At 72.2% G+C, this 19300-nt stretch carries 20 protein-coding genes; 8 read left to right on the top strand and 12 right to left on the bottom strand.

What is annotated here, in order from left to right; translation table 11 throughout:
• The first annotated feature begins 82 nt into the window (after positions 1–82).
• Complete coding sequence (locus ACIBF7_RS17705) at positions 83–3106, top strand: AfsR/SARP family transcriptional regulator (protein WP_397197582.1); 3024 nt, start codon at positions 83–85, stop codon at positions 3104–3106.
• A 6-nt stretch (positions 3107–3112) separates the two neighbouring features.
• Here ACIBF7_RS17705 and ACIBF7_RS17700 read toward each other — a convergent pair whose 3' ends face one another.
• From ACIBF7_RS17700 to ACIBF7_RS17675, 6 genes are read right to left on the bottom strand one after another with little or no spacing between them, the layout of a single operon-like run.
• Complete coding sequence (locus ACIBF7_RS17700) at positions 3113–3286, bottom strand: hypothetical protein (protein ID WP_397197581.1); 174 nt, start codon at positions 3284–3286, stop codon at positions 3113–3115.
• Positions 3287–3331: 45 nt separating this feature from the next.
• Entirely contained in the window at positions 3332–4138 is an 807-nt protein-coding gene (locus ACIBF7_RS17695) for an SDR family NAD(P)-dependent oxidoreductase (protein WP_219543197.1), read from the bottom strand.
• A gap of 11 nt (positions 4139–4149) precedes the next feature.
• Positions 4150–5166: a guanitoxin biosynthesis L-enduracididine beta-hydroxylase GntD gene (gntD, locus tag ACIBF7_RS17690; RefSeq protein ID WP_397197580.1), complete on the bottom strand. Its 1017-nt coding sequence runs from the start codon at positions 5164–5166 to the stop codon at positions 4150–4152.
• Positions 5163–5369 carry an MbtH family protein gene (locus tag ACIBF7_RS17685; RefSeq protein ID WP_397197579.1) on the bottom strand — a complete coding sequence of 69 codons (207 nt, stop codon included), beginning with the start codon at positions 5367–5369 and terminating at the stop codon, positions 5163–5165. Before ACIBF7_RS17685 ends, gntD begins: the two co-directional genes overlap by 4 nt.
• A 1-nt stretch (position 5370) precedes the next feature.
• On the bottom strand, positions 5371–6363 hold the full coding sequence (locus ACIBF7_RS17680) for a methyltransferase domain-containing protein (protein WP_397197578.1): 993 nt from the start codon (positions 6361–6363) through the stop codon (positions 5371–5373).
• A gap of 29 nt (positions 6364–6392) precedes the next feature.
• On the bottom strand, positions 6393–7133 hold the full coding sequence (locus ACIBF7_RS17675; protein WP_364229924.1) for a hypothetical protein: 741 nt from the start codon (positions 7131–7133) through the stop codon (positions 6393–6395).
• Positions 7134–7290: 157 nt separating this feature from the next.
• On the opposite strand from ACIBF7_RS17675, the gene ACIBF7_RS17670 reads away from it, so the two are divergent.
• Positions 7291–8574: a cation:proton antiporter gene (locus ACIBF7_RS17670; protein ID WP_397197577.1), complete on the top strand. Its 1284-nt coding sequence runs from the start codon at positions 7291–7293 to the stop codon at positions 8572–8574.
• Entirely contained in the window at positions 8516–9313 is a 798-nt protein-coding gene (locus tag ACIBF7_RS17665) for an alpha/beta fold hydrolase (RefSeq protein WP_397197576.1), read from the top strand. The genes ACIBF7_RS17670 and ACIBF7_RS17665 overlap by 59 nt, the downstream gene beginning before the upstream one ends.
• Before the next feature lie 188 nt (positions 9314–9501).
• On the opposite strand, the gene msrB is transcribed toward ACIBF7_RS17665, so the two are convergent.
• Positions 9502–9903, bottom strand: a complete 402-nt coding sequence (gene msrB, locus ACIBF7_RS17660; RefSeq protein WP_148030397.1) for a peptide-methionine (R)-S-oxide reductase MsrB — start codon at positions 9901–9903, stop codon at positions 9502–9504.
• 342 nt (positions 9904–10245) lie between these two features.
• Here msrB and ligD point away from each other — a divergent pair, with 342 nt between their 5' ends.
• Positions 10246–11244, top strand: a complete 999-nt coding sequence (gene ligD / locus ACIBF7_RS17655) for a non-homologous end-joining DNA ligase (RefSeq protein WP_397197575.1) — start codon at positions 10246–10248, stop codon at positions 11242–11244.
• 28 nt (positions 11245–11272) lie between these two features.
• Here ligD and ACIBF7_RS17650 read toward each other — a convergent pair whose 3' ends face one another.
• Positions 11273–13813, bottom strand: coding sequence for an acyl-CoA dehydrogenase family protein (locus ACIBF7_RS17650; RefSeq protein ID WP_397197574.1), 2541 nt, complete (start codon positions 13811–13813; stop codon positions 11273–11275).
• Between the two features lie 294 nt (positions 13814–14107).
• Here ACIBF7_RS17650 and ACIBF7_RS17645 point away from each other — a divergent pair, with 294 nt between their 5' ends.
• The 3 genes from ACIBF7_RS17645 (at position 14108) to ACIBF7_RS17635 (ending at position 15527) form a co-directional block, all read left to right on the top strand.
• Positions 14108–14470: an RNHCP domain-containing protein gene (locus tag ACIBF7_RS17645; protein ID WP_261808410.1), complete on the top strand. Its 363-nt coding sequence runs from the start codon at positions 14108–14110 to the stop codon at positions 14468–14470.
• A 14-nt stretch (positions 14471–14484) separates the two neighbouring features.
• Positions 14485–14886 (top strand): RNHCP domain-containing protein, encoded by a 402-nt coding sequence (locus ACIBF7_RS17640; protein WP_219543205.1) that lies wholly within the window; start codon positions 14485–14487, stop codon positions 14884–14886.
• A gap of 101 nt (positions 14887–14987) precedes the next feature.
• The gene (locus ACIBF7_RS17635; RefSeq protein ID WP_271276783.1) at positions 14988–15527 is read left to right on the top strand and encodes a putative immunity protein; all 540 of its coding nucleotides are present in this window, start codon (positions 14988–14990) and stop codon (positions 15525–15527) included.
• A 24-nt stretch (positions 15528–15551) separates the two neighbouring features.
• Here the strand turns inward: ACIBF7_RS17635 and ACIBF7_RS17630 are convergent, their stop codons facing one another.
• Positions 15552–16409, bottom strand: a complete 858-nt coding sequence (locus ACIBF7_RS17630; RefSeq protein WP_397197573.1) for a tetratricopeptide repeat protein — start codon at positions 16407–16409, stop codon at positions 15552–15554.
• Between the two features lie 88 nt (positions 16410–16497).
• Between ACIBF7_RS17630 and pgeF the strand changes: the two genes are divergently transcribed.
• Complete coding sequence (gene pgeF, locus ACIBF7_RS17625; RefSeq protein ID WP_271276785.1) at positions 16498–17202, top strand: peptidoglycan editing factor PgeF; 705 nt, start codon at positions 16498–16500, stop codon at positions 17200–17202.
• Between the two features lie 118 nt (positions 17203–17320).
• Here pgeF and ACIBF7_RS17620 read toward each other — a convergent pair whose 3' ends face one another.
• The 3 genes from ACIBF7_RS17620 to ACIBF7_RS17610 form a co-directional block, all read right to left on the bottom strand.
• Positions 17321–17611, bottom strand: a complete 291-nt coding sequence (locus ACIBF7_RS17620) for a hypothetical protein (protein WP_271276786.1) — start codon at positions 17609–17611, stop codon at positions 17321–17323.
• A 171-nt stretch (positions 17612–17782) separates the two neighbouring features.
• On the bottom strand, positions 17783–18109 hold the full coding sequence (locus ACIBF7_RS17615) for a hypothetical protein (protein ID WP_148030405.1): 327 nt from the start codon (positions 18107–18109) through the stop codon (positions 17783–17785).
• Positions 18110–18136: 27 nt separating this feature from the next.
• A complete protein-coding gene (locus tag ACIBF7_RS17610; RefSeq protein WP_271276787.1) occupies positions 18137–19300 on the bottom strand; it encodes an ATP-dependent DNA ligase in 1164 nt (387 codons plus the stop codon).

Here is a 19300-nt window from a genome sequence, read left to right as displayed (position 1 = left end):
TGCGTGGATATCTTACGATTTCCCCGTATGGAGTCGGCGGGAACGCCATGGCCCTAGCTGAGACGACCCAGTGGGTGTGTGCATGGAGTTCCGCGTCCTCGGTCCACTGACGGTGATCACGGGCAACCTGCAGATCCCGCTGGGCGGGCCGCGACGGCGCATCATGCTGGCGACCCTCCTGCTCAACGTGGGCCGGGTCGTCTCGACCGACAGGCTCAGCGCCGCGATCTGGGGCCAGAACCCGCCCGCCACCGCCCGCAACCAGGTGGCCATCTGCGTGTCGGGGCTGCGCCGGGAGTTCGCCGCCGCGGGAGTGGCCCACGACCCCATCGTCACCGTCTCCTCCGGCTACCTGCTGCGGCTCGCCGACGACGACAGGTTCGACGTCAAACAGGTCGAGGAGGCGCTGCGCCAGGCGCGCACGGCCCGGACCGCGGGCGACCTGGAGAAGGCCTCCGAACAGCTCTCCTCGGCCCTGGCCGTGTGGCGGGGCGACCCGCTGACCGGCGTCGAGGGAGAGCTGGTGCGCGCCGAGTCCGAGCGGCTCGGCGAGTGGCGCCTGGCCATCCTGGAGGAGTACTTCGAGGTCGAGCTGGAACTGTCGCACGATCTCCAGATCGTCGGCGAGCTGGCCGCGCTGGTCGCCGAGTACCCGTTGCGCGAGCGCCTGCGCGGCCTGCTCATGCTGGCCCAGAGCAGGGCCGGGCGCCGCGCCGAGGCGCTGGCCACCTACCAGGAGGGCTACCGGCTCAGCATCGAGCGGCTGGGGCTCGAACCCGGCGCCGAGCTGGCCGGCCTGAACGAGGCGATCCTGCGCGGGGAGACGGGCCAGCGGCAGGGCCGCCTCGTCATGGAACACGCCGCGCCGGAGGCGGCGCCGGCCGTGCCCGCCCAGCTTCCGCCCGACGTGACCGGCTTCGTCGCCCGCGACGCCGAGCTCGGACGGCTCGACGCGCTCCTCGACCGCAAGTCCCAGGCGTGCCAGCCGTTCATCGCCGTCATCACCGGGATGGGCGGGGTCGGCAAGAGCGGCCTGGCCGTCCACTGGTCGCATCGCGTCGCCCCGCGCTTCCCCGACGGCCAGCTCTTCGTCGACCTCAACGGCTACTCGGAGACGGGCCCGCCGGTCTCACCCTTCGACGTGCTCGACACCCTCCTGCGCGCGCTGAACGTGACCCGCCAGCATCCCCTGACCACGCTGGAGGAACGGGCCGCCCTGTTCCGGACCGTCCTGGCCGGGCGCCGGCTGCTGCTCGTGCTCGACAACGCGCGCGACTCCAGCCAGGTCAGGCCCCTCCTGCCCGGCGCGCCCGGCTGCGCCGTGATCGTGACCAGCCGCGACCAGCTCGCCGGGCTCATCACCCTGGAGGGCGCGACCCCGCTCCGGCTGGACGTGCTGCCGCCCGACCAGGGCGTGGACGTGCTCGCGTGCATCGCGGGGGAGCAGCGGGTGCACGCCGACCCGGAGGGGGCCAGGCAACTCAGCGAGCTGTGCGGCGGGCTGGTGCTGGCGCTGCGCGTGGCGGCCGCCCGGCTGGCCGTGCGGCCGTCGTGGACCAGCGCCGACCTCGTCGCCAGGCTCACCGACGAGAGCCGCCGGCTCGACGAGCTCAGCCAGGGCGAGGTGGACCTGCGCACCAAGTTCATCCTCAGCTACCGCGACCTGTCGCCGCAGGCGGCCATCATGTTCAGGCGGCTGGCGCTGCTGGACGTGGCCGAGTTCGGCCCGTGGCTGGGCGCCGCCCTGCTGGAGATGGATCCGGAGCGGGCCCAGGACCTGATCGAGCAGCTCGTCGACGCGCAGCTGCTGGAGCTGAGCCAGCCCTGGCCCGGCGGCCAGGCCCGCTACCGCTTCCACGACCTGCTGCGCCTCTACGCGCGCGAGCGCGCCCTGATCGAGGAGAGCGAGCAGGAGCGCAACGCCGCGTTGCGCCGGGCCCTCGGCTGCTGGCTGGCCCTGGCCGAGGCCGCACACGCCCGCCTGCTCGGCGGTGACTACGCCGTCCTGCACGGCCCCGCGGAGCGCCGCAGGCTGCCCTTCGCGGTGATCGACCGGATGATGCCCGACCCGATCGAATGGTTCGAGGCCGAGCGCCCGCACCTGCTGGCGGCGATCGGCCAGGCGGCCGCGCTCGGCTTCAGCGCGCTCTGCTGGGACCTCACGATGACCTCGGCGACGTTCTTCGAGGTACGCAGCTACTACGACGACTGGCGCTCGGCGCACGAGCTCGCGCTCGCCGCCGCCCGCCGCGACGGCGACGTCCGCGGCGAGGCCGCCATGACCTACGGCCTGGGCAGCCTGGAACTGTTCCGCCAGCGCTACGACGACGCCGACAGCCTCCTGCGTAAGGCGGTGCGCATGTTCGAGGAGCAGGGCGAGGAGCACGGCCACGCGCTGGCGCTGCGCAACCTCGCCCTGCTCGATCGCATCGCCGGCCGGTTCGACCTGGCGCTCGAGCGCTACGCGCGGGCTGGAGAGATGCTCCGCGCGCTCGGCGACCACGCCGCCGGGGCGCACGTCATGGCCAGCACCGCGCAGGTGCTCCTGGAAAGGGGCGCGTACGGCGAGGCCGAACCCCTGCTCAGGGCCGCGGTGAGCACCTTCGAGGAGATCGGCTACCAGCGGGGCCTGGCCCAGGCGCTCTACCGGTTCGGCGAGGTGCTGCTGCTCACCCAGCGCGTCGACGCCGCCCGCCAGACCTTGGAGAAGGCGCTGGAGACGGTGCGGGAGCTGCGCGACGTGGTGGGCGAGTCCTACGTGCTGCGGGTCCTGGGTGAGACCTACGCGCAGCAGGGCCGTACGGACGCCGCGGAAGGCGCGCTGCTCACCTCCCGGCAGATCGCCCAGCGGGTCGGTGAGCAGTTCGTGGTGGGGGTCACCTCGCTCGCGCTGGGCAACCTCTACTTCGGGACGGGGAACGCGACGTCCGCCCGCAACAACCTGACGCTCGCCTCGAAGGTCTTCGAGGAGCTGGGCGCCAGGATCTGGCACGCGCGGGCGCTGGAGGCGCTGGCGGCGACGGAGGCCATGCTCCGCAACGACCAGGGCGCCCACGAGCTGTGGGCTCGCGCGGCCGCCCTGCTCGCGGAGGACGAGGGGCACTGAGCGACGTCAGGGGAGCTTGCTGATCATGCGCTCGCCGGGCCAGGGCAGCTGGATGTCGCGCTCGCCGGTCCAGTGGAAGTTCCTGAACGGATCGACATCCGGCTGCGCCACGGCGGGCGAGACGAGCAGGGCGGTGAGGAAGGCGGTCGCGATGCTCACCAAGGTGATGCGGCGCTTCATGGGAGTCCTTTCTCGGAGAAGTGTCGATCTGTCACGTGGGTCCCGCTAAAAAGTAACGTCGCCGGCCCGCAGGGTCGAGGAGAGCGGCCAGGCCGCGGGTCCGGGCACATCCGTGGTGCCGCCCGTGCCGAAGGCGGACGTGGTCGCGCCGGCGATCTCGCCGCCGTCCACGACCAGCTCCTGCCCGGTCAGGAACGCGGCGGCCGGCGAGGCCAGGTAGTGGAAGGCCGCGCCGATCTCCGACGGCTGCGCGTGCCTGCCGAGCGGGATGGAGCGGTTGACCTCCTCCAGCATCTCCGGGGTGTACTCCGCCTCCTGCATGGGCGTCAGCACCGCGCCCGGACTGACGCACGCCACCCTGATGTTCGGGCTGAGCTCCAGCGCGAAGGTGCGGCACAGGGCCAGGACGCCGGCCTTGGTGGCGTTGTAGTCGGCGTAGTACGGATAGGCGCGTGAGGCGTTGACGGACGCCGTCGCCAGCAGCACGCCACGCCCCTGCCTCGTCATGTAACCGGCCGCGCAACGCCAGAGGCCCAGCACGCCCAGCAGGTTGACGTCCACGACGCGGCGGGCGGTGGCCTCGTCGAGGTTGAGCACGCCGTGCCTGACGCTGATGCCCGCGTTGGCGATCACCACGTCCAGCCGGCCCTGGTCCGTCCAGACCGCCGCCACGGCCGCCTCTATCGCCGGCCAGTCGGTCACGTCCGCCTCGACCCAGGTGACACCCGGGCTCGGCGCGGCGATCGGCGGCTGCACGTCGAGGTTGAAGACGGTGTCACCGGAGCGCGCGAAGTGCTCGGCGGCGGCGAACCCGATCCCGCTGGACGCGCCGGAGATGACCACGGTACGCATGGCAGCACCCCTTAGAAGATCACCCGAGGGCTGGTCGTCGCCCGGTTGCCGATGGACCTGCGCAGGTTCCTGCTGACCGTCAGCTTCTTCAGCCACCGGTCGGTGCCGTCGTAGCGGGGATGGAACGGCCTGCGCCCGTGGACGGCGAGGTAGTTGTCGACGATCAGCAGGCTGCCCGGCCCGACGGCCACGTCCTGCTGCCCGGCCTCCAGCCCGGCCACCAGTGCGTCGAGCGCGCTCTCGGCCTCTGGATCCCCGTCCGCGCAGGTCATGAACGGGCGGTCGAGCCGCAGGTAAGGGCTGCCGGGCTCGCCGACGAGCACGGGGACGGCCTCGGGCCTGTCGCGCATCTCGCGCATCAGGGCCAGCGCGGGATGGCCAGGCTGGGTCGACTCCAGCTGCCGCAGGTGCTCGTCGTCGGGCATGATGTGGAAGCGCGGGCGCGACAGCAGCCGGGCCTGCTCCGGCGACAGCTCCACGTCACGCACCGACGCCACGACCGTGGGCACGCGCTCGTGGTTGCGCAGCCCGAACAGCAGAAGATAGTCGCAGCGCAGCGGGTGGAACCCGTCCTCGGTGTGGAACTCCAGCGACGACTGGCTGCCGTGACCGCTCTGCTGCATCTCGTCGCCGCGGATCGGCACGATGTTCTGGATCATCCGCCCTCCCTGCAGGGTGGACCAGGCGAACGGCTCGCCCAGCACCATCCCGCACAGGGCGAGATAGACCTCCGCGTCGCCCGCGGCGGCCGACTGCGAGGGGACCGACCAGTGGCCGGGCGTCGGCCCGACGGCGTCGTCGTCGATCGGGAAGCCGTGCACCAGGCACAACGCGGCCGGCTCCGTGCGGCGGAAGTCCTCCAGGAAGCGGCGCAGCCCGACCGGCAGCTCCTCGCGGATGTGCCAGCAGCGGTCGAAGAAGCCCGGGTCGGCGGGATCCTCGCCGAGCGCCCTGACCCGCTCGCCGACGGCCGTGATCGAGTCCACCTCTTTGCCGTCGAGGACGTATTCGATCGTGTCGGCGCTCATGCCAGTGCGCTCCTCACGCCGGCGGGCCGGATGTCGGTCCAGTTGCTCTCGACGTACTCCAGGCTCTCGGCGCGGGAGGCCGGGCCGAAGGCGACGCGCCAGCCGCTGGGGACGGGGAAGGCCGACGGCCACAGCGAGTGCTGCTCCTCGGCGTTCACCAGGACCAGGAAGGAGCCGTTCTCGTCGTCGAACGGGTTGCTCATGTCAGCTCTCCGGGCTCAGGTCGAACAGGACGCCGCGGGGAGGGGCGGCGAAGTCCCGCTCACCGTTCAGCACCCAGCCGGACTCGCGGAACGCCTCACGCCACTCCGTACGGGTGGGCAGGTAGACGCCCATCGCGGCGTGCACGAGCTCGAAGCCCAGGGTGAAGATCGTCGTGTCCGCCCCCGGCGGTTCCTCGCTGCGGACCACGTCGCACAGCAGGAGCCGCCGCGCGTCGGGGAAGGCCGTGCGGAGCTTGCGCAGGCCCGCCACGCAGGTGGTCTTCGGCCAGAAGTCGTGGCCCAGGAAGACGCAGGTGATGAGGTCGACGCCGGCGAACTCGGGCAGAGGGTCGAGGTCGCGCACGTCGCCGGTGACGACGCCGATCCGGCCGGCGAGACCGGCCTGCGCCACCGAGGACGCCGCCAGTTCCACCGCCGAGGGCGCGATGTCGACGCCCACCCCGCGCACGCCGGGCCGGCGGGAGACCGCGTCGATCAGCCGCTGGCCGGAACCGCAGCCGAGATCGGCGATGGCCGAGTAGTCCAGCTCGCCGAGCAGCTCGACGAAGTGCGGCTCGACCTCGGTCTCGCCGATCAGCTTGGAGCCGACCGCCACCGCCCGCATGTCCCTGGTGTAGAAGTCGCCGGTGCGGTTCGCGGTCCTGCTCACCTCGGGCAGGACGGAGAACAGCTCGCCGCAGCCGCGGACCATCCAGTAGAAGTATCCCCGCGCGCGGTAGGCGTCGTCGAAGCGCGGCCCGGTGACCGCCTTGTCGTCGGCGACCTCGACGATCTCCGCCCAGGAGAGCGTCACCAGCAGCTGGCGCACCAGCCGCGGGTCGAGCCCGTCCGCGTTCGCCGTCTCGATCGAGTAGCTGTCCTCCCGCCTGAGCGCGTCGAGGATGCCCAGCTCGCCGGCGGCCGACAGTGACACCGCGACGAGGTAGGACGAGAAGACGTCGGCGACCGGGCCGCGGGTGAAAGCCGTGTGCATCGGGTTCTCCATTTCGGTCGGCATCGTGCTCACGCCTGCTCCGCCCACAGCGCGTCCATGGTCTCGTGGGACGTGACCGTCTCCAGGTCGGGCTTGGACGCGTACCCCATGTTGACGATCGTCCGCACGCCAGCGGTGATCGGATAGACGCGGTGCAGCGTGGTGTTGGTGCGCATCACGTAGAGGTCGCCGGCCCCCACCTCGAACGACCAGATGGGGTTGTCGAGCAGCGCGCGGTGGATGGCGGGGTCGCTCTTGTCCCAGCTGGTGCCGGCGACGCACTGGACGAACCCGCCGTGCTCCGGTGGCGGGCACTGCACCAGCCACACCAGCGCGAAGCTGTAGTCGTCCCAGTGCCAGCCGTGGGTGTCACCGCTGTGCTCCAGACGGGTGATCACATACTGCTCGGGCTCGTACGGGCAGGCCAGCACGGGCTCGCCGACGATCTCGGCGAGCAGGCCGACGAGGGCCTCCGACCGGTACACGGCGGGGATGAGGGCGCTGTGCTCGGCGATCTCGGATCGCGTCACGTTGCGCATCCGGCGGGGCGTGCCGCCGGTTTCCTTGAACCTGAGGTCGCGCCGGACCCCGGATTCCTCGATGAGGGAGAGCACGTCGTCGGCCACGGCCTGCTTGACACTCGCGGGCGCCAGGAACGACACCATCGCGAATCCGCGCTCGGCGAACTCGCGCCGGGCGGCCGCCACCTCGCCGGACAATCCGGCGTGGCGGACGTGCTGGTTCAGCTCCTGCACAATTCGGGCATTCACTGCGGGGATCCTTCGCTTCTCCTGAGGGGATCTCGCTGCCTCGGACCGTAGAACCGTGGCGGAGGCCGGAGAAGCGTCCGCCGCCGTTGTGGCGAGAAATCGCCATTCGCTCGCCGCCCCGGCCGGGGCCGTACGGGGGCTTCCTACGCTGAGGGCCATGCTCACTGGGGTCCCGCTGTTCCTCCTGCAGCTCGTCGTGATCCTGGCCTCGGCCGTCCTCCTGGGCCGGCTGGCCTCCCGGCTCGGCCAGCCGGCGATCGTGGGCGAGCTGGCGGCCGGGGTCCTGCTCGGGCCCGCCGTTCTGGGACAGCTGGCGCCGGGCTGGGCCCAGTGGCTGCCGCGGCCCGGCTCGGGCGCGCTCATCGACGCCGTGGCCCAGCTCGGGCTCCTGCTGCTCGTCGGACTCACCGCCGCCGAGCTCGACCTGGGCAGGCTGCGCGAGCAGGCGGGCACGCTGGCCCGGGTCAGCGCCTGGGCGCTCCTCCTGCCGCTCGCGCTGGGCGCGGCTGCGGGCTTCGTGGTGCCGGCGGCCCTCCTGGGGCCGGCCGCCGACCGGGTCACGTTCGCCGCCTACCTCGGCGTGGCGCTGTCGGTCACCGCCATCCCGGTGATCTCCCGTACGCTCAGCGACCTGCGCCTGCTCGGCCACCGCGTCGGCCAGATCACCCTGGCCTCCGGCGCCTGCCAGGACTCCGTCGCCTGGATACTGCTCGCGGTCGTCGGCGCCATGGCCACCAGCGGCGCGGGGCCGGAAACGATCGGGATGCCGCTGCTGTGGCTGGCGGTCATGCTCCTGGCGGCCCTGGTGCTTCGGCCGCTCGCCCGGCGCGTGCTGAGCGTGGCCGACCCGGCGCCCGTCATGACCATGTCGGCCGTCGTGATCATCACCGGCGCGCTCGCCGCGCACCTCGCCGGACTGGAGCCGGTGGTCGGCGCCTTCGTCGCCGGGCTGGTCGCCGGAGCCGCCAAGGGCGAGGGCGCGCGGCACCTGGCCGGGCTGCGCACCGCCGTCATCGCCGTCCTCGCCCCGGTCTTCCTGGCCTTCGCCGGGCTGCACCTGGACCTCGCGGCACTGGCCGAGCCGGTGGTCGCCCTGACCGCGGCGGGACTGCTGGCCCTGGCCGTGGCGGGCAAGCTGGCCGGCGGCTACATCGGCGCCCGCACCAGCGGAATGCCCCGCTGGGAGTCGTTCGCCATCGGCGCGGGGCTGAACTCGCGGGGCCTCATCGAGATCATCGTCGCCACCGTCGGACTCCGGCTGGGCATCCTGACACCCGCCGCGTACTCGATCGTCGTCCTGATCGCGGTGGCCACCTCCTTGCTGGCGCCACCGCTGCTGCGGGCGGCCTTCAAGCGAGCACCAGAACAGAACGGAGAGCGGCATGGCCGTGGCGCGAGTGAACGGGACCACCCTGACCTACACCGACCAGGGCACCGGTGACCCCGTGATCCTGGTGATGGGCACCGGCAGCCCCGGGCACGTCTGGCACCTGCACCAGGCGCCCGCGCTGCTGGCCGCCGGCTACCGCGTCATCACCTTCGACAACCGCGGCCTGACGCCGGGCTCCGGGGCGCCGCCCGAGATCGACGACCTGGTCGGCGACCTCGCCGGGCTGGCCGAGACCCTGTGCGGAGGGCGCTGCCGCCTCGTCGGCGTGTCGATGGGCGCGCACGTCGTCCAGGAGCTCCTGCTGCAGCGGCCGGAACTGGTGGAGCAGGCCGTGCTGATGGCCACGCGCGGACGGCCCGACCACTTCCGCGCCAGGCTCGCCGCGGCCGAGGCCGAGCTGAACTTCGGCCCGGTGGAGTTGCCCGCCGCCTACGGCGCGGCGCTGCGCGCGGTGCTCAGCCTGTCGCCGCACACGCTCAACGACGAGGGCCGGGCCCGGCACTGGCTGGACCTCTTCGAGCTCTTCCCGACGGCCAAGGCGGTGATGCGGGCCCAGAGCAAACTGGAGATCATGGACGACCGGCTGGGTGACTACCGCGCCATCCGCGGTCGCTGCCTGGTCGTCGGTTTCGAGGACGACCTCATCACGCCGCCGCACCTCGGCCAGGAGGTCGCCACCGCCATCCCCGGCGCGAGGTACGCGCAGGTCGCCAAGTGCGGGCACTACGGGTATCTGGAGCAGCCGGACGAGGTCAACTCCCTGATGGTGGACTTCTTCGCGACCGCCTAGGGACGCGCGGCACCCGCGCGTCCCCTGATCTCACCGCACCCGCACCCGGGTCTTCGTGCACACCTCGCACCGCTGCGTGACGACGCGGCCGATCGTCTCGATCGTCACCCACCGGTGACGAAAATGGATCCGGCTCACGGCGATGGTCTACCCGCCACCCCTGTCCGATACGCGGTGTCAACGAGCTGTCACTCCACGGGTTCGAGTCTCAGTGAGATCGAGTTGATGCAGAAGCGGTCGTCGGTCGGCGTCGGGTATCCCTCGCCGTGGAAGACGTGCCCCAGATGGGAGTCGCAGCGCGCGCACCGCACCTCGGTGCGGACCATGCCGTGGCTGCGGTCCTCGATCAGCGTCACCGCGTCGGAGTCGGACGGCTGGAAGAAGCTCGGCCAGCCGCAGTGGGACTCGAACTTGGTGTCGGACCTGAACAGCTCGGCGCCGCACGCCCGGCAGGCGTAGACGCCCTCGGTCTTGGTGTCGACGTACTCGCCGGTGAACGGGCGCTCGGTGCCCGCCTCCCGCAGCACATGAAACTCCTCCGGAGAGAGCTGGACCCGCCATTCGGTCTCGCTCTTGACCACCTTGTCCATACGTTCAGCGTACGAGATGCGGCAAAAAGAGATCTCCATAGGGGGAGCATCCTTTCTGGGGCGAATTCGCGTCTTTGTCAGCAAGGGGGTGTCATCGCCTCCTGCAAAGGGGCGAGACCACTCGCCGGATCGCCAGAGCGGCACAGCCCACGCCCGTGCTGGCGCCGCCGGCGATCGCCACGGCCGGCCGGGTGGCGCGCCAGCGCCCGGAACGGCGGCGCGAGTGGTCTCGTTGACGGGCCCGTTCCGTCGAGCTCCCGGTCCCGCCACCGGTGCGGCTCCGGGACGGGCCCCCTTCTCTCGCCCGGTGGTTTGTCGGAGGCGCGGGGTAGGTTCGTTCCCATGGCATCGCCGTACATCGAGCTTGAGGTGGGAGACCGCACCGTCAAGGTGACGAATCCCGGCAAGATCTACTTTCCGGAGATCGGCGCGACGAAGCGCGAGCTGGTCGAGTACTACGTCAGTGTGGGCGAGGGCGCGCTCCGGGCGCTGAGAGACCGGCCCACCAACCTCAAGCGCCACCCCGACGGGGTGCAGAGCGAGGCCATCTACCAGAAGCGGATGCCCGCCAAGCGCCCCGACTGGGTGGAGACCGCGACCGTCACCTTCCCCAGCGGCCGGACGGCCGAGTCGCTGAAGGTCACCGAGGTCGCCGCCATCGCCTACTGCGCCAACCTGGGCACCATCGACTTCCACCCCTGGCAGGTCCGCGCCCCCGACGTCGAACACCCCGACGAGCTGCGCGTCGACCTCGATCCGCAGCCCGGCGTGGGCTTCGACGCGGTGCGCAAGGCCGCGTTCCTGACCAGGGACGTGCTGGAGGAGCTCGGCATGCCCGGGTTCGTCAAGACCTCGGGCAACCGCGGCGTCCACATCGCGGTGCGCATCGAGCCGAGGTGGGACTTCGTGCAGGTGCGCCACGCCGGCATCGCGCTGGCCAGGGCCGTCGAGGAGCGCGACCCCGGCCTGGTCACCACCGCCTGGTGGAAGGAGGAGCGGGGCGACCGGGTGTTCATCGACTTCAACCAGAACGCCCGCGACCGCACGGTGGTCAGCGCCTACTCGGTCCGGGCCCGCCCGCACGCGCCGGTCTCGACCCCGCTCACCTGGTCCGAGCTGGAAGACGCCGACCCGCGCGACTTCGACATCCGCACGGTCCCCGCGAGGTTCGCCGAGCTGGGGGACGTGCACGCCGCCATCGACGACCAGGCCTACTCGATCGAGACCCTCCTCGACCTGTACGCGAAGGACGAGCGCGGCGACATGCCCTATCCGCCCAACTATCCGAAAATGCCCGGCGAGCCGAAGCGCGTGCAGCCGAGCAAGGCCCGCGACGACTGACCACTCCCGTGCTCCCGGCGAGGAGTGGTCACGGGTCGCGCGGGAGCCCCAGCGCGCGCTCGGCGATGATGTTGAGCTGCACTTCGGTCGTCCCGCCGCCGATCGTGAAGGCGCGGGTGGTGAGGATCATGCGGCTCCAGTAGGGGTCGGCGGGCGCCAGCGCCCAGCAGAACTCGGCCACCGCCTGGGCGTGCCGCATGCCGAGCAGCTTACGGACGCTGGACGCGGTGGCGACCCCGCTCTCCTTACCGCCTCTTGCGCCGGTGGCGACGCTGCTCTCCTTACCGCCTCTGCTGCTGGTGGCGACCCCGCTCTCCATGCCGCCGCTGGTGCCGGTGGCGAGCTGGGCGAGGGTCACGCGCAGGCCGAGGGCTGAGATGGCCTGCCCCTCGGCCCACAGCCGGCCCGCCTGCTCGCGCTGCGCCGCCCGCAGCGGCAGCCGGGCGGCGAACGCGGCCATGTCCGTGTGCCTCGACCCCGGCCCCCACGAGTCGCCGAGCGCGACCCGTTCGTGCGAGAGGGTGTCGCGGGCCACCCGCCAGCCGCCGTCCACCTCGCCGACGACCTGCTCGTCCGGCACGAACACGTCGTCGAGGAAGACCTCGTTGAACAACTCGTCGCCGTTGATCTCCCTGAGCGGCCTGACGGTGACGCCGGGCGCGGCCATGTCCACGAGGAAGTACGTGATGCCCTCGTGCTTGGGCTTGCCCGGGGAGGTTCTGGCCAGACAGATGCCCCAGTGGGCGTACTGGGCCAGGGATGTCCAGATCTTCTGCCCGGTCAGCGTCCAGCCGCCCTCCACCCGGACCGCCCTGGTCGACAGCCCCGCCAGGTCCGAGCCGGCGCCCGGCTCGCTGAACAGCTGGCACCACACGATCTCGCCGGCGAACGTCCCGGGCAGGAAGCGTTCCCGCTGCTCCCGGGTCCCGTGCCGGACGATGGAGGGCACGGCCCACGCGCCGATGCCCAGGTTCGGGCGTCTCAGGTCGCGGAACTCCTCGTGGATGATCACCTGTTCGAGCGGTGACGCCCCGCGGCCCCACGGCTCCGGCAGGTGCGGCATGATCCACCCCTCCTCGGCGAACCGCCGCCGGCGCTCGGACGGATCGGCGGCCCGCAGCGACGCGGCGTGCGCCCGCACCGAGTCCCTGACCGGAGCGGCGTCCTCGGGCAGGTCAGGCTCCATCGTCCGCCGCACCCCCGCGAGGGCCAGCGCCGCCACCTCATCGGCCCACACCCCCGGATCCCCGGCCACCATCCGGTCCGACAGCGCCCGGCGATAGTAGCGATGCGCGTCGTGCTCGAACGTGTAGCCGATACCGCCGAGCACCTGTATCGCATCCGCCGCACACCGCACCCCGGCCTCCGCCCCAAGCACCCCAGCCACCGCCACAGCCAGCCGCACCTCCGGCGCCAAGGTGGTCGCCTCCTCGACGAGCTGCGCCTGCGGCGGTAGGGCGGTCCCGGTGTCGGCTATCGCGTGCCTCGTCCCGGGGACGGCACCCGCGTGCGAACTGCCGGACCGGGCCTCCGCATTGTGCTGCCCGGGTTGTGTGGGTTGTGCGGGCTGTTCGGGCTGCCCGTGGCTCCCGTGCCGTCCGGCGTCGTCCAGGGCTCTGGCGGCGTCCCATACGGCGGCGCGGGCCTGCTCCAGGGTTACCAGGGCGGCTGCCAGCCGGTGCTTGACGCCCTGGAACTGCCCGATGGGCCGACCGAACTGCTCGCGTACTTCGGCGTACTCCGAGGCCGTGGCCACGGCCCAGGCCGCGACCCCGCAGGCGTCCGCGCCGAGCAGCACCGCGGCCAGCTCCCGTACCGGCACCGCGCCGAGCACGCGTTCCCGCGGCACGTCCGTGACGGTCACGGTGCACAGGTCACGGTCCAGGTCGACACCTGCGGCGGGTTCCGCCACGACGTCCCCGCGATCGAGCAACGCCCAGCCGTCCGCACCTACCGGCACCAGAAACAGATCGGCCCCCGCCGCCCCGAGCGCGAGCGCGGCAGTCGGGCGCGCCGCGCCGGGTGACAGAGCGGCGGTGACGCCGCTCGCCCCGGGTGCCGGGGTGGTGGGACCATCTGTGATGGGCAGGACTGGGGCGGCGGAGCCGTCTGTGACGGGAAGGACGTTCGGGGTGGCGGGACCGTCTGCGACGGGCAGGACTGGGACGGCGGAGCCGTCTCTGATCGGCCGGACGACCGGGGTGGCAGAGCCGTCCGTGACCGGCAGGACCTCCGGGGCGGCGGGACCGTCTGTGACGGGCAGGACGACGGTGGCGGTGAGGGAGCCGTTGGCGAGGCCGTCGGTCAGGTCCTTGGCGGCGGGGGAGCGGGCCGCCGCCGCGGCGGCGAGCACCGTCGGCAGGTACGGTCCGGGGACGCGCAGCTCGCCGAGCGCCTCCAGTGCCACGCACAGCTCCAGCAGCCCGTACCCCTGCCCACCCCGCTCCTCCGGCAGGTGCAGCCCGAGCACCCCCTGCCGGGCCAGCGCACCATGGTCCGCACCCCGCTCCGCCAGCCCGCGCACGGACCCCGCGAGCGCCCGATGGTCAGTGGTCAGCCCGATTCCCATGGACCGAACCTAGAACGTTGTTCGGTCCTTCTCCACCCCCAACGTGAAGCCGGGGCGGGGAAAATCGGTGGCGCTTCCGGATCGGGCCTGGTTACGCTCCCGATGTCCATGTACGAGTCATACGGGCGGTCACGCCCTGGAAAGCGGGGGGTTTATGCCCGGGACCGCGCCACGCGCGCCTCGTCGTACCGTCATACGGACCCGTACATGACACGTCATCCCTGACCGTCCCGAGGCCCGCACGGCGCTTCCTTGCTGCCCTTTCCCATCATGTCCGGCAAGGAGTACCCCAGGGTGTCCACCCACAAGACCCGTCAGGTCCTGACCGATACGTTCACCTGCGTACGGTGCGGGCTGACCGTGACCGGAGCCGCCCCCGGAGGCGGCCGCCGCAACCACTGCCCGAGCTGCCTGCACTCGCTGCACGTGCTCGACCGTGCCGAGGGCGGGCCGTCCGAGTGCGGATCACGCATGGCGCCGATCTCCATCGCGGTGCTGCGCGGCGGCGACTGGATGCTCATCCATCGCTGCACCCGCTGCGGAGAGCTGACGTCCAACCCGATCAGCGGCGACGACAACCAGCTCATCCTCATGCGCATGGCCGTCCGCCCGCTCGCCGAGCCGCCGTTCCCGCTGGAAACGTTCGGCGACCTGTGACGGGAGCGGACCGCATGCCACGCAGGAAACCGGCGGAGCGCCGGCCGCAGCGGCGCAAGGACGTCAGGCACGGCGAGCCGGGCGACGCGTTCCGGTGCGTCGGCTGCCGCCTCGACGTGCCCGTCACCGCGCCGGGCACCGCGCACCGCAACCACTGCCCGAACTGCCTGACCAGCAGACATGTCGACCACCGCGTCCCCGGTGACCGCCGGGCGGCGTGCCGGGGCCGCATGGCGCCGGTCAGCGTCACGGTGCGGGACGACGGCGAGTGGCTGATCATCCACCACTGCCAGTCGTGCGGCGGGCTCAGCGCCAACCGCATCGCGGGCGACGACAACGCGCTCGCCCTGGTCCGCATCGCGATGCGACCGCTGTCGGACGACCGGCTGCGGGTCGGCGCGCTGCTCTCGCTGTGACCCGAGGGCCCCGGGCGACCCCCGGGGCCCTCGACAGCCCGGCCCGCTCCCGGCAGAGCTATGGCGTGGCGGCGCTCCCGGACCATGGAAAGATCGGCTTCATGACGATCGTGTCGGGCGACTTCGAGCTGACCATGGACGAACTGCGCGTCGTGGCGCGCTACGTGGCCGAGAGCGCCCAGGACGTCCTCCCGGTGTTCGAGGAGGCCGTGCCGGGCGATCTCCGCCCGCGCGCGGCCATCGACGCCGCATGGGAGTTCGTCAACGGCGCGAGAAGGACCAAGCTGCAGCGCGTCACCTCGCTGGACGCCCATCGGGCCGCCAGGGAGGCGGGCGCCGAAGCCGCGCGTCTCGCCGCGCGCTCCGCCGGTGACGCCGCGTCCGCCGCTTACCTGCACCCGATAGCGAAGGCCACCCAGGTGGGCCACATCCTGCGCGCCGCCGCGAGTGCCGCACGCGTCGCCGAGCTGAACGCGGGCGGCGATCCCGCGGTCGGAGACATGATGATCGACCAGGCGCGGCAGCGCGCCACACCCACCCTGATCGCCGTTCTGTGCCGGTATCCCCTCGCGCCGACCGCCAAGAACCGTGTCGCGCAGCTCATGAGCACCTTGGACGCTTCCCTGCGCGCGTCCCGCTGAGAAGGCGCCACAGCACACGGGTCCTCAGTCGCCGAACTCCAGCCGCAGGGCGTGGGTGAAGTCGGCGATCGCCTCCTCGTGGCGGTCCTCCTCCTGGAAGATCTCGCCGCGCACCCGGTAGGCCCACACGTACTCGGCGTCCAGCTCGATCGCCCGGTCGAGGTCCTTCAGCGCGGCCTCGTTGTCGCCCAGCTCGCTCAGCACCGCGCCGCGGCTGCCGAGCGCGCGGTCGTGGTCGGGAGCCAGCTCGACGGCCCGGTTCAGGTCAGCCAGCGCGTCCTCGTACTGGTCGATCATGCGCAGCGCCTCCCCGCGCCGGCTCAGGGCGCGCACGAGGTCGGGGTCGATCTCCAGGGCGCTGGTGTAGTCGGCGATGGCTTCGGAGTAGAGGCCCAGCCGCTGGTAGAGGTCGCCCCTGGACACCCAGGAGTGCGCCAGGCTGCCGTCCAGCTCGATGATCTTGGCATGCTCGGCCAGCGCCTCGTCCAGCCGGTCCAGGTCCGCGAGCGCGTCCGCCCTGGCCTCCAGGATCCACAGCGAGTCCGGTGACAGGGTCAGCGCGTGCTCGAAGTCCGCCATGGCATCCTCGTGGCGGTCGAGCGCCGCGTACGCCTGGCCGCGCGAGCCCAGCGCGTACGCGCTGTCGGGCTCCATCCGCAGCGCCTCGTCGAAGTCGGAGATCGCGGCCTCGTACCGCTCGATGAGCCGGTGGCTCTCGCCGCGCAGCCGCCAGGCGCGCGCGTTGTCCGGCACGAGGGCGATCGACTCGGTCAGGTCCGCGATCGCCGCGTCGTGCCGCCCCAGCGCGATGTACGACTCGGCGCGGCTGCGCAGCACCGACGCCCGCGACCGGGCCGCGCCCTCGTTGATCTCCTCGCTCATGGGGGGAAATCTATCGGCCCTTTGTCGATCATGACGCCCTTTCGCCGCCACCGCCGCCCGCCGTCCGGGGCGGTCATAGGATCGGGGCATGGAACTGGCCCCCGGCGTGCACGTCGCCGTCACCGACCGCCATGGCGGCGTCAGCGCGCCGCCGTACGCGACGCGCAACCTCGGCGGCCTGACCGGCGACGACCCCGCCGCCGTGCGCGCCAACCGCGCCGGCGTCGCGGCCGAGCTGGGCGTGCGGGCGATCGTGTTCATGAGGCAGGTCCACGGCGCCGGGGTCGCGTACGTGAGCGAGCCGTTCGGCGACGACCCGCCGCCGGTCGACGCGGTGTTCACCACGGAGCCGCGGCTGGCGCTGGCGTCCCTGGGCGCCGACTGCCCGGCGGTGCTGGTGGCCGATCCGGTGGCGCGCATGGCCGGTGCCGCGCATTCCGGGCGGCCCGGCACGGAAGCGGGGATCTCCACTGCGCTGGTCGAGGCCATGGCGGCCAAGGGCGCCGAGCCGGGGCGGATGGTGGCGTTCGTCGGGCCCGGGGCGTGCGGGCGCTGCTACGAGGTGCCCGCCGAGCTCCGCGACCGGGTGGCCGCGAAGGTGCCGCCCGCCCGTTCCACCACCTCCTGGGACACCCCCGCGCTCGACCTGCGCGCCGGCATCGAGGCGCAGCTCCGCGACGCGGGCGTGCCCGACGTACGCCACGACGCCCGCTGCACCATCGAGTCCGGCGAACTCTACTCCTACCGCCGCCGGGACGCCGGCCGCTTCGCGGGACTCATCTGGCTCGCCTAGCCCCGCGAAGATCTGGTCTCCAGTCCATGGATGCCGGGATCGCTGGTCACACAGCGGTTCAGCCTTGGCGAATCCGTTGACGCGTGGACGGAAGCCCGGACGCCGGGCCGGCATGCGTTCAGTCCAGGATGCGGAGTCTCCATGGATAGCTCGCGGGGCCCACCTCATCGCACGCCCACGCCTTCGCGCCCTGGGCGCCGACGTAGGCCACCCCGGTGTCGCGGCACTCCTGCCAGGTCATGTAATAGCCCTCGCACCACCACACGAACGGGGCGGAGACCCCTGAGAGCTGCGCCGGCGCCTCGCAGTCCTGCGACGCCGCGCCGGCGTTCCCGGGGAGTGCCAGGCACAGTCCGACCGCGGTCACGAGGCCCGCGAACAGGGTCGTGACGGTCCTCTTGCGCATCATCGTCTTGCTCCCTTCGGTTTGCTCTCCGCCCTGTACGGAGCGGAGTCACTCGGTGCGATCTTCATCCTCATGCGCCTGGATGGACCGGGCCAGGGCGTCATGAGGACGTTCGCCGGACATGACGAAGGAAGCGGAAACGGGCGAGGGCGACCTCAGGGCGAGCCGTCCGGGTCAGGCGCCGGGGCGGTTGAAGACGAAGTTGACCGCGACGATGCCCAGCCAGATCACCAGGAGCGCGGGGTTGAGCGCGCCGAGCGCGGCGAGCGCGATCGTGGCCCCCGTGCCGAGCGCCAGCGAGACGATGGCGAGCGCGAGCCGCTGGCCGTCGGTCGGGCCGGGCCGTCGCCTGGCGGGAGCGGCCCGGAGACGTTCGTCGACCCGCCGGTCGACCTCCTGCCCCACCTTGTCGAGGAACGACGCCGCGATGGCTTCCTCGAAGTCGGGGCCGAGATCACGGCGGGCGGCGAGGGCCGCCTTCAGTTCTTCACTGCTGCTCATACAGCGATATATAGACGATGGTCAGGGTCAGCGGGCAAGGATGTCGTCGAGGTTGTACGAGACCGGCCGTTCGAGCTGCTCGTACGTGCACGACTCCGGCGTGCGGTCGGGCCGCCAGCGCCGCCACTGCGCGGTGTGGCGGAACCGGTCGCCCTCCATCTGGTCGTAGGCGACCTCGATCACCAGCTCCGGCCGCAGCGGGATGAACGACAGGTCCTTCTTGGCGTTCCAGCGCGAGATCGCCCCCGGCACCCGCTGGCCCCCCGTGGCGGGCGTGGCGGCCGGCCGGCCCAGGTTGGCCTGCGCCTGCTCGGCCCAGTGGCCCCACGGGTGCTCGCCCAGCTCGGCGAGGTACGGCTTGAGCTCCTCCACCAGCTCGGCCCGGCGCGCCATCGGGAACGAGGCCGCCACCCCCACGTGGTGGAGCCTGCCGTCGTCGCCGTAGAGGCCGAGCAGGATGGAGCCCACGATCGGCCCCGTCTTGTGCTCGCGGTAGCCGGCGATCACCACGTCGGCGGTGCGTTCGTGCTTGACCTTGAACATCACCCGCTTGTCGGGGGTGTAGGGCTGGTCGCCCGGCTTGACGATGATGCCGTCGAGCCCGGCGCCCTCGAACATCTCGAACCACTCGCCGGCCTGCTCGTCGCTCTTGGTCACCGGGGTGAGCCGCACCGACCGGCCCTTCTGGGGGAACAGCTCCTCCAGGCGGGCCCGCCGGTCGGCGAACGGCGCGTCCATCAGCGCCTCGTCGCCGACGGCCAGCAGGTCGAAGGCGACGAACGAGGCCGGGGTCTGCTCCGACAGCATCTTGACCCGCGAGGCCGCGGGGTGGATGCGCTGCTGCAGCGCCTCGAAGTCGAGCTCCGAGCCGCGCGGCAGCACGATCTCACCGTCGACGACGCACCGCTCGGGCAGCTCCGCCTTGACGGCCTCGACGAGCTCGGGGAAGTAGCGGGTGAACGGCCGCTCGTTGCGGCTGCCGAGATAGACCTCGTCGCGGTCGCGGAACACGATGCACCGGAACCCGTCCCACTTCGGCTCGTAGAACAGGGTGCCGTCCTGCTTCGGCATCGCCTTGACCGGCTTGGCCAGCATCGGCCCCACCGGCGGCCTGACCGGCAGGTCGAGATCGGGGATCGGCTCCGGCTCCTTGGGCTTCCGCGCCGGCCTGGGCGTCGTCGGCTCGCTCAT

It is taken from the genome of Nonomuraea sp. NPDC050478, assembly GCF_044458265.1.
In the GTDB taxonomy this organism is placed as follows: Bacteria; Actinomycetota; Actinomycetes; order Streptosporangiales; family Streptosporangiaceae; genus Nonomuraea; species Nonomuraea ferruginea.
The sequence above is the reverse complement of the archived record's forward strand: the minus strand, read 5'-3'. Positions and strand labels throughout refer to the sequence as shown.

What these genes read in the sequence shown, in the direction of transcription:
- ACIBF7_RS17705 (WP_397197582.1), top strand. Translation starts at nt 83, where the DNA reads ATGGAGTTCCGCGTCCTCGGTCCACTGACGGTGATCACGGGCAACCTG.
- ACIBF7_RS17700 (WP_397197581.1), bottom strand. Translation starts at nt 3,286, where the DNA reads ATGAAGCGCCGCATCACCTTGGTGAGCATCGCGACCGCCTTCCTCACC.
- ACIBF7_RS17695 (WP_219543197.1), bottom strand. Translation starts at nt 4,138, where the DNA reads ATGCGTACCGTGGTCATCTCCGGCGCGTCCAGCGGGATCGGGTTCGCC.
- gntD (WP_397197580.1), bottom strand. Translation starts at nt 5,166, where the DNA reads ATGAGCGCCGACACGATCGAATACGTCCTCGACGGCAAAGAGGTGGAC.
- ACIBF7_RS17685 (WP_397197579.1), bottom strand. Translation starts at nt 5,369, where the DNA reads ATGAGCAACCCGTTCGACGACGAGAACGGCTCCTTCCTGGTCCTGGTG.
- ACIBF7_RS17680 (WP_397197578.1), bottom strand. Translation starts at nt 6,363, where the DNA reads ATGCACACGGCTTTCACCCGCGGCCCGGTCGCCGACGTCTTCTCGTCC.
- ACIBF7_RS17670 (WP_397197577.1), top strand. Translation starts at nt 7,291, where the DNA reads ATGCTCACTGGGGTCCCGCTGTTCCTCCTGCAGCTCGTCGTGATCCTG.
- ACIBF7_RS17665 (WP_397197576.1), top strand. Translation starts at nt 8,516, where the DNA reads ATGGCCGTGGCGCGAGTGAACGGGACCACCCTGACCTACACCGACCAG.
- msrB (WP_148030397.1), bottom strand. Translation starts at nt 9,903, where the DNA reads ATGGACAAGGTGGTCAAGAGCGAGACCGAATGGCGGGTCCAGCTCTCT.
- ligD (WP_397197575.1), top strand. Translation starts at nt 10,246, where the DNA reads ATGGCATCGCCGTACATCGAGCTTGAGGTGGGAGACCGCACCGTCAAG.
- ACIBF7_RS17650 (WP_397197574.1), bottom strand. Translation starts at nt 13,813, where the DNA reads ATGGGAATCGGGCTGACCACTGACCATCGGGCGCTCGCGGGGTCCGTG.
- ACIBF7_RS17640 (WP_219543205.1), top strand. Translation starts at nt 14,485, where the DNA reads ATGCCACGCAGGAAACCGGCGGAGCGCCGGCCGCAGCGGCGCAAGGAC.
- ACIBF7_RS17635 (WP_271276783.1), top strand. Translation starts at nt 14,988, where the DNA reads ATGACGATCGTGTCGGGCGACTTCGAGCTGACCATGGACGAACTGCGC.
- ACIBF7_RS17630 (WP_397197573.1), bottom strand. Translation starts at nt 16,409, where the DNA reads ATGAGCGAGGAGATCAACGAGGGCGCGGCCCGGTCGCGGGCGTCGGTG.
- pgeF (WP_271276785.1), top strand. Translation starts at nt 16,498, where the DNA reads ATGGAACTGGCCCCCGGCGTGCACGTCGCCGTCACCGACCGCCATGGC.
- ACIBF7_RS17620 (WP_271276786.1), bottom strand. Translation starts at nt 17,611, where the DNA reads ATGATGCGCAAGAGGACCGTCACGACCCTGTTCGCGGGCCTCGTGACC.
- ACIBF7_RS17615 (WP_148030405.1), bottom strand. Translation starts at nt 18,109, where the DNA reads ATGAGCAGCAGTGAAGAACTGAAGGCGGCCCTCGCCGCCCGCCGTGAT.
- ACIBF7_RS17610 (WP_271276787.1), bottom strand. Translation starts at nt 19,300, where the DNA reads ATGAGCGAGCCGACGACGCCCAGGCCGGCGCGGAAGCCCAAGGAGCCG.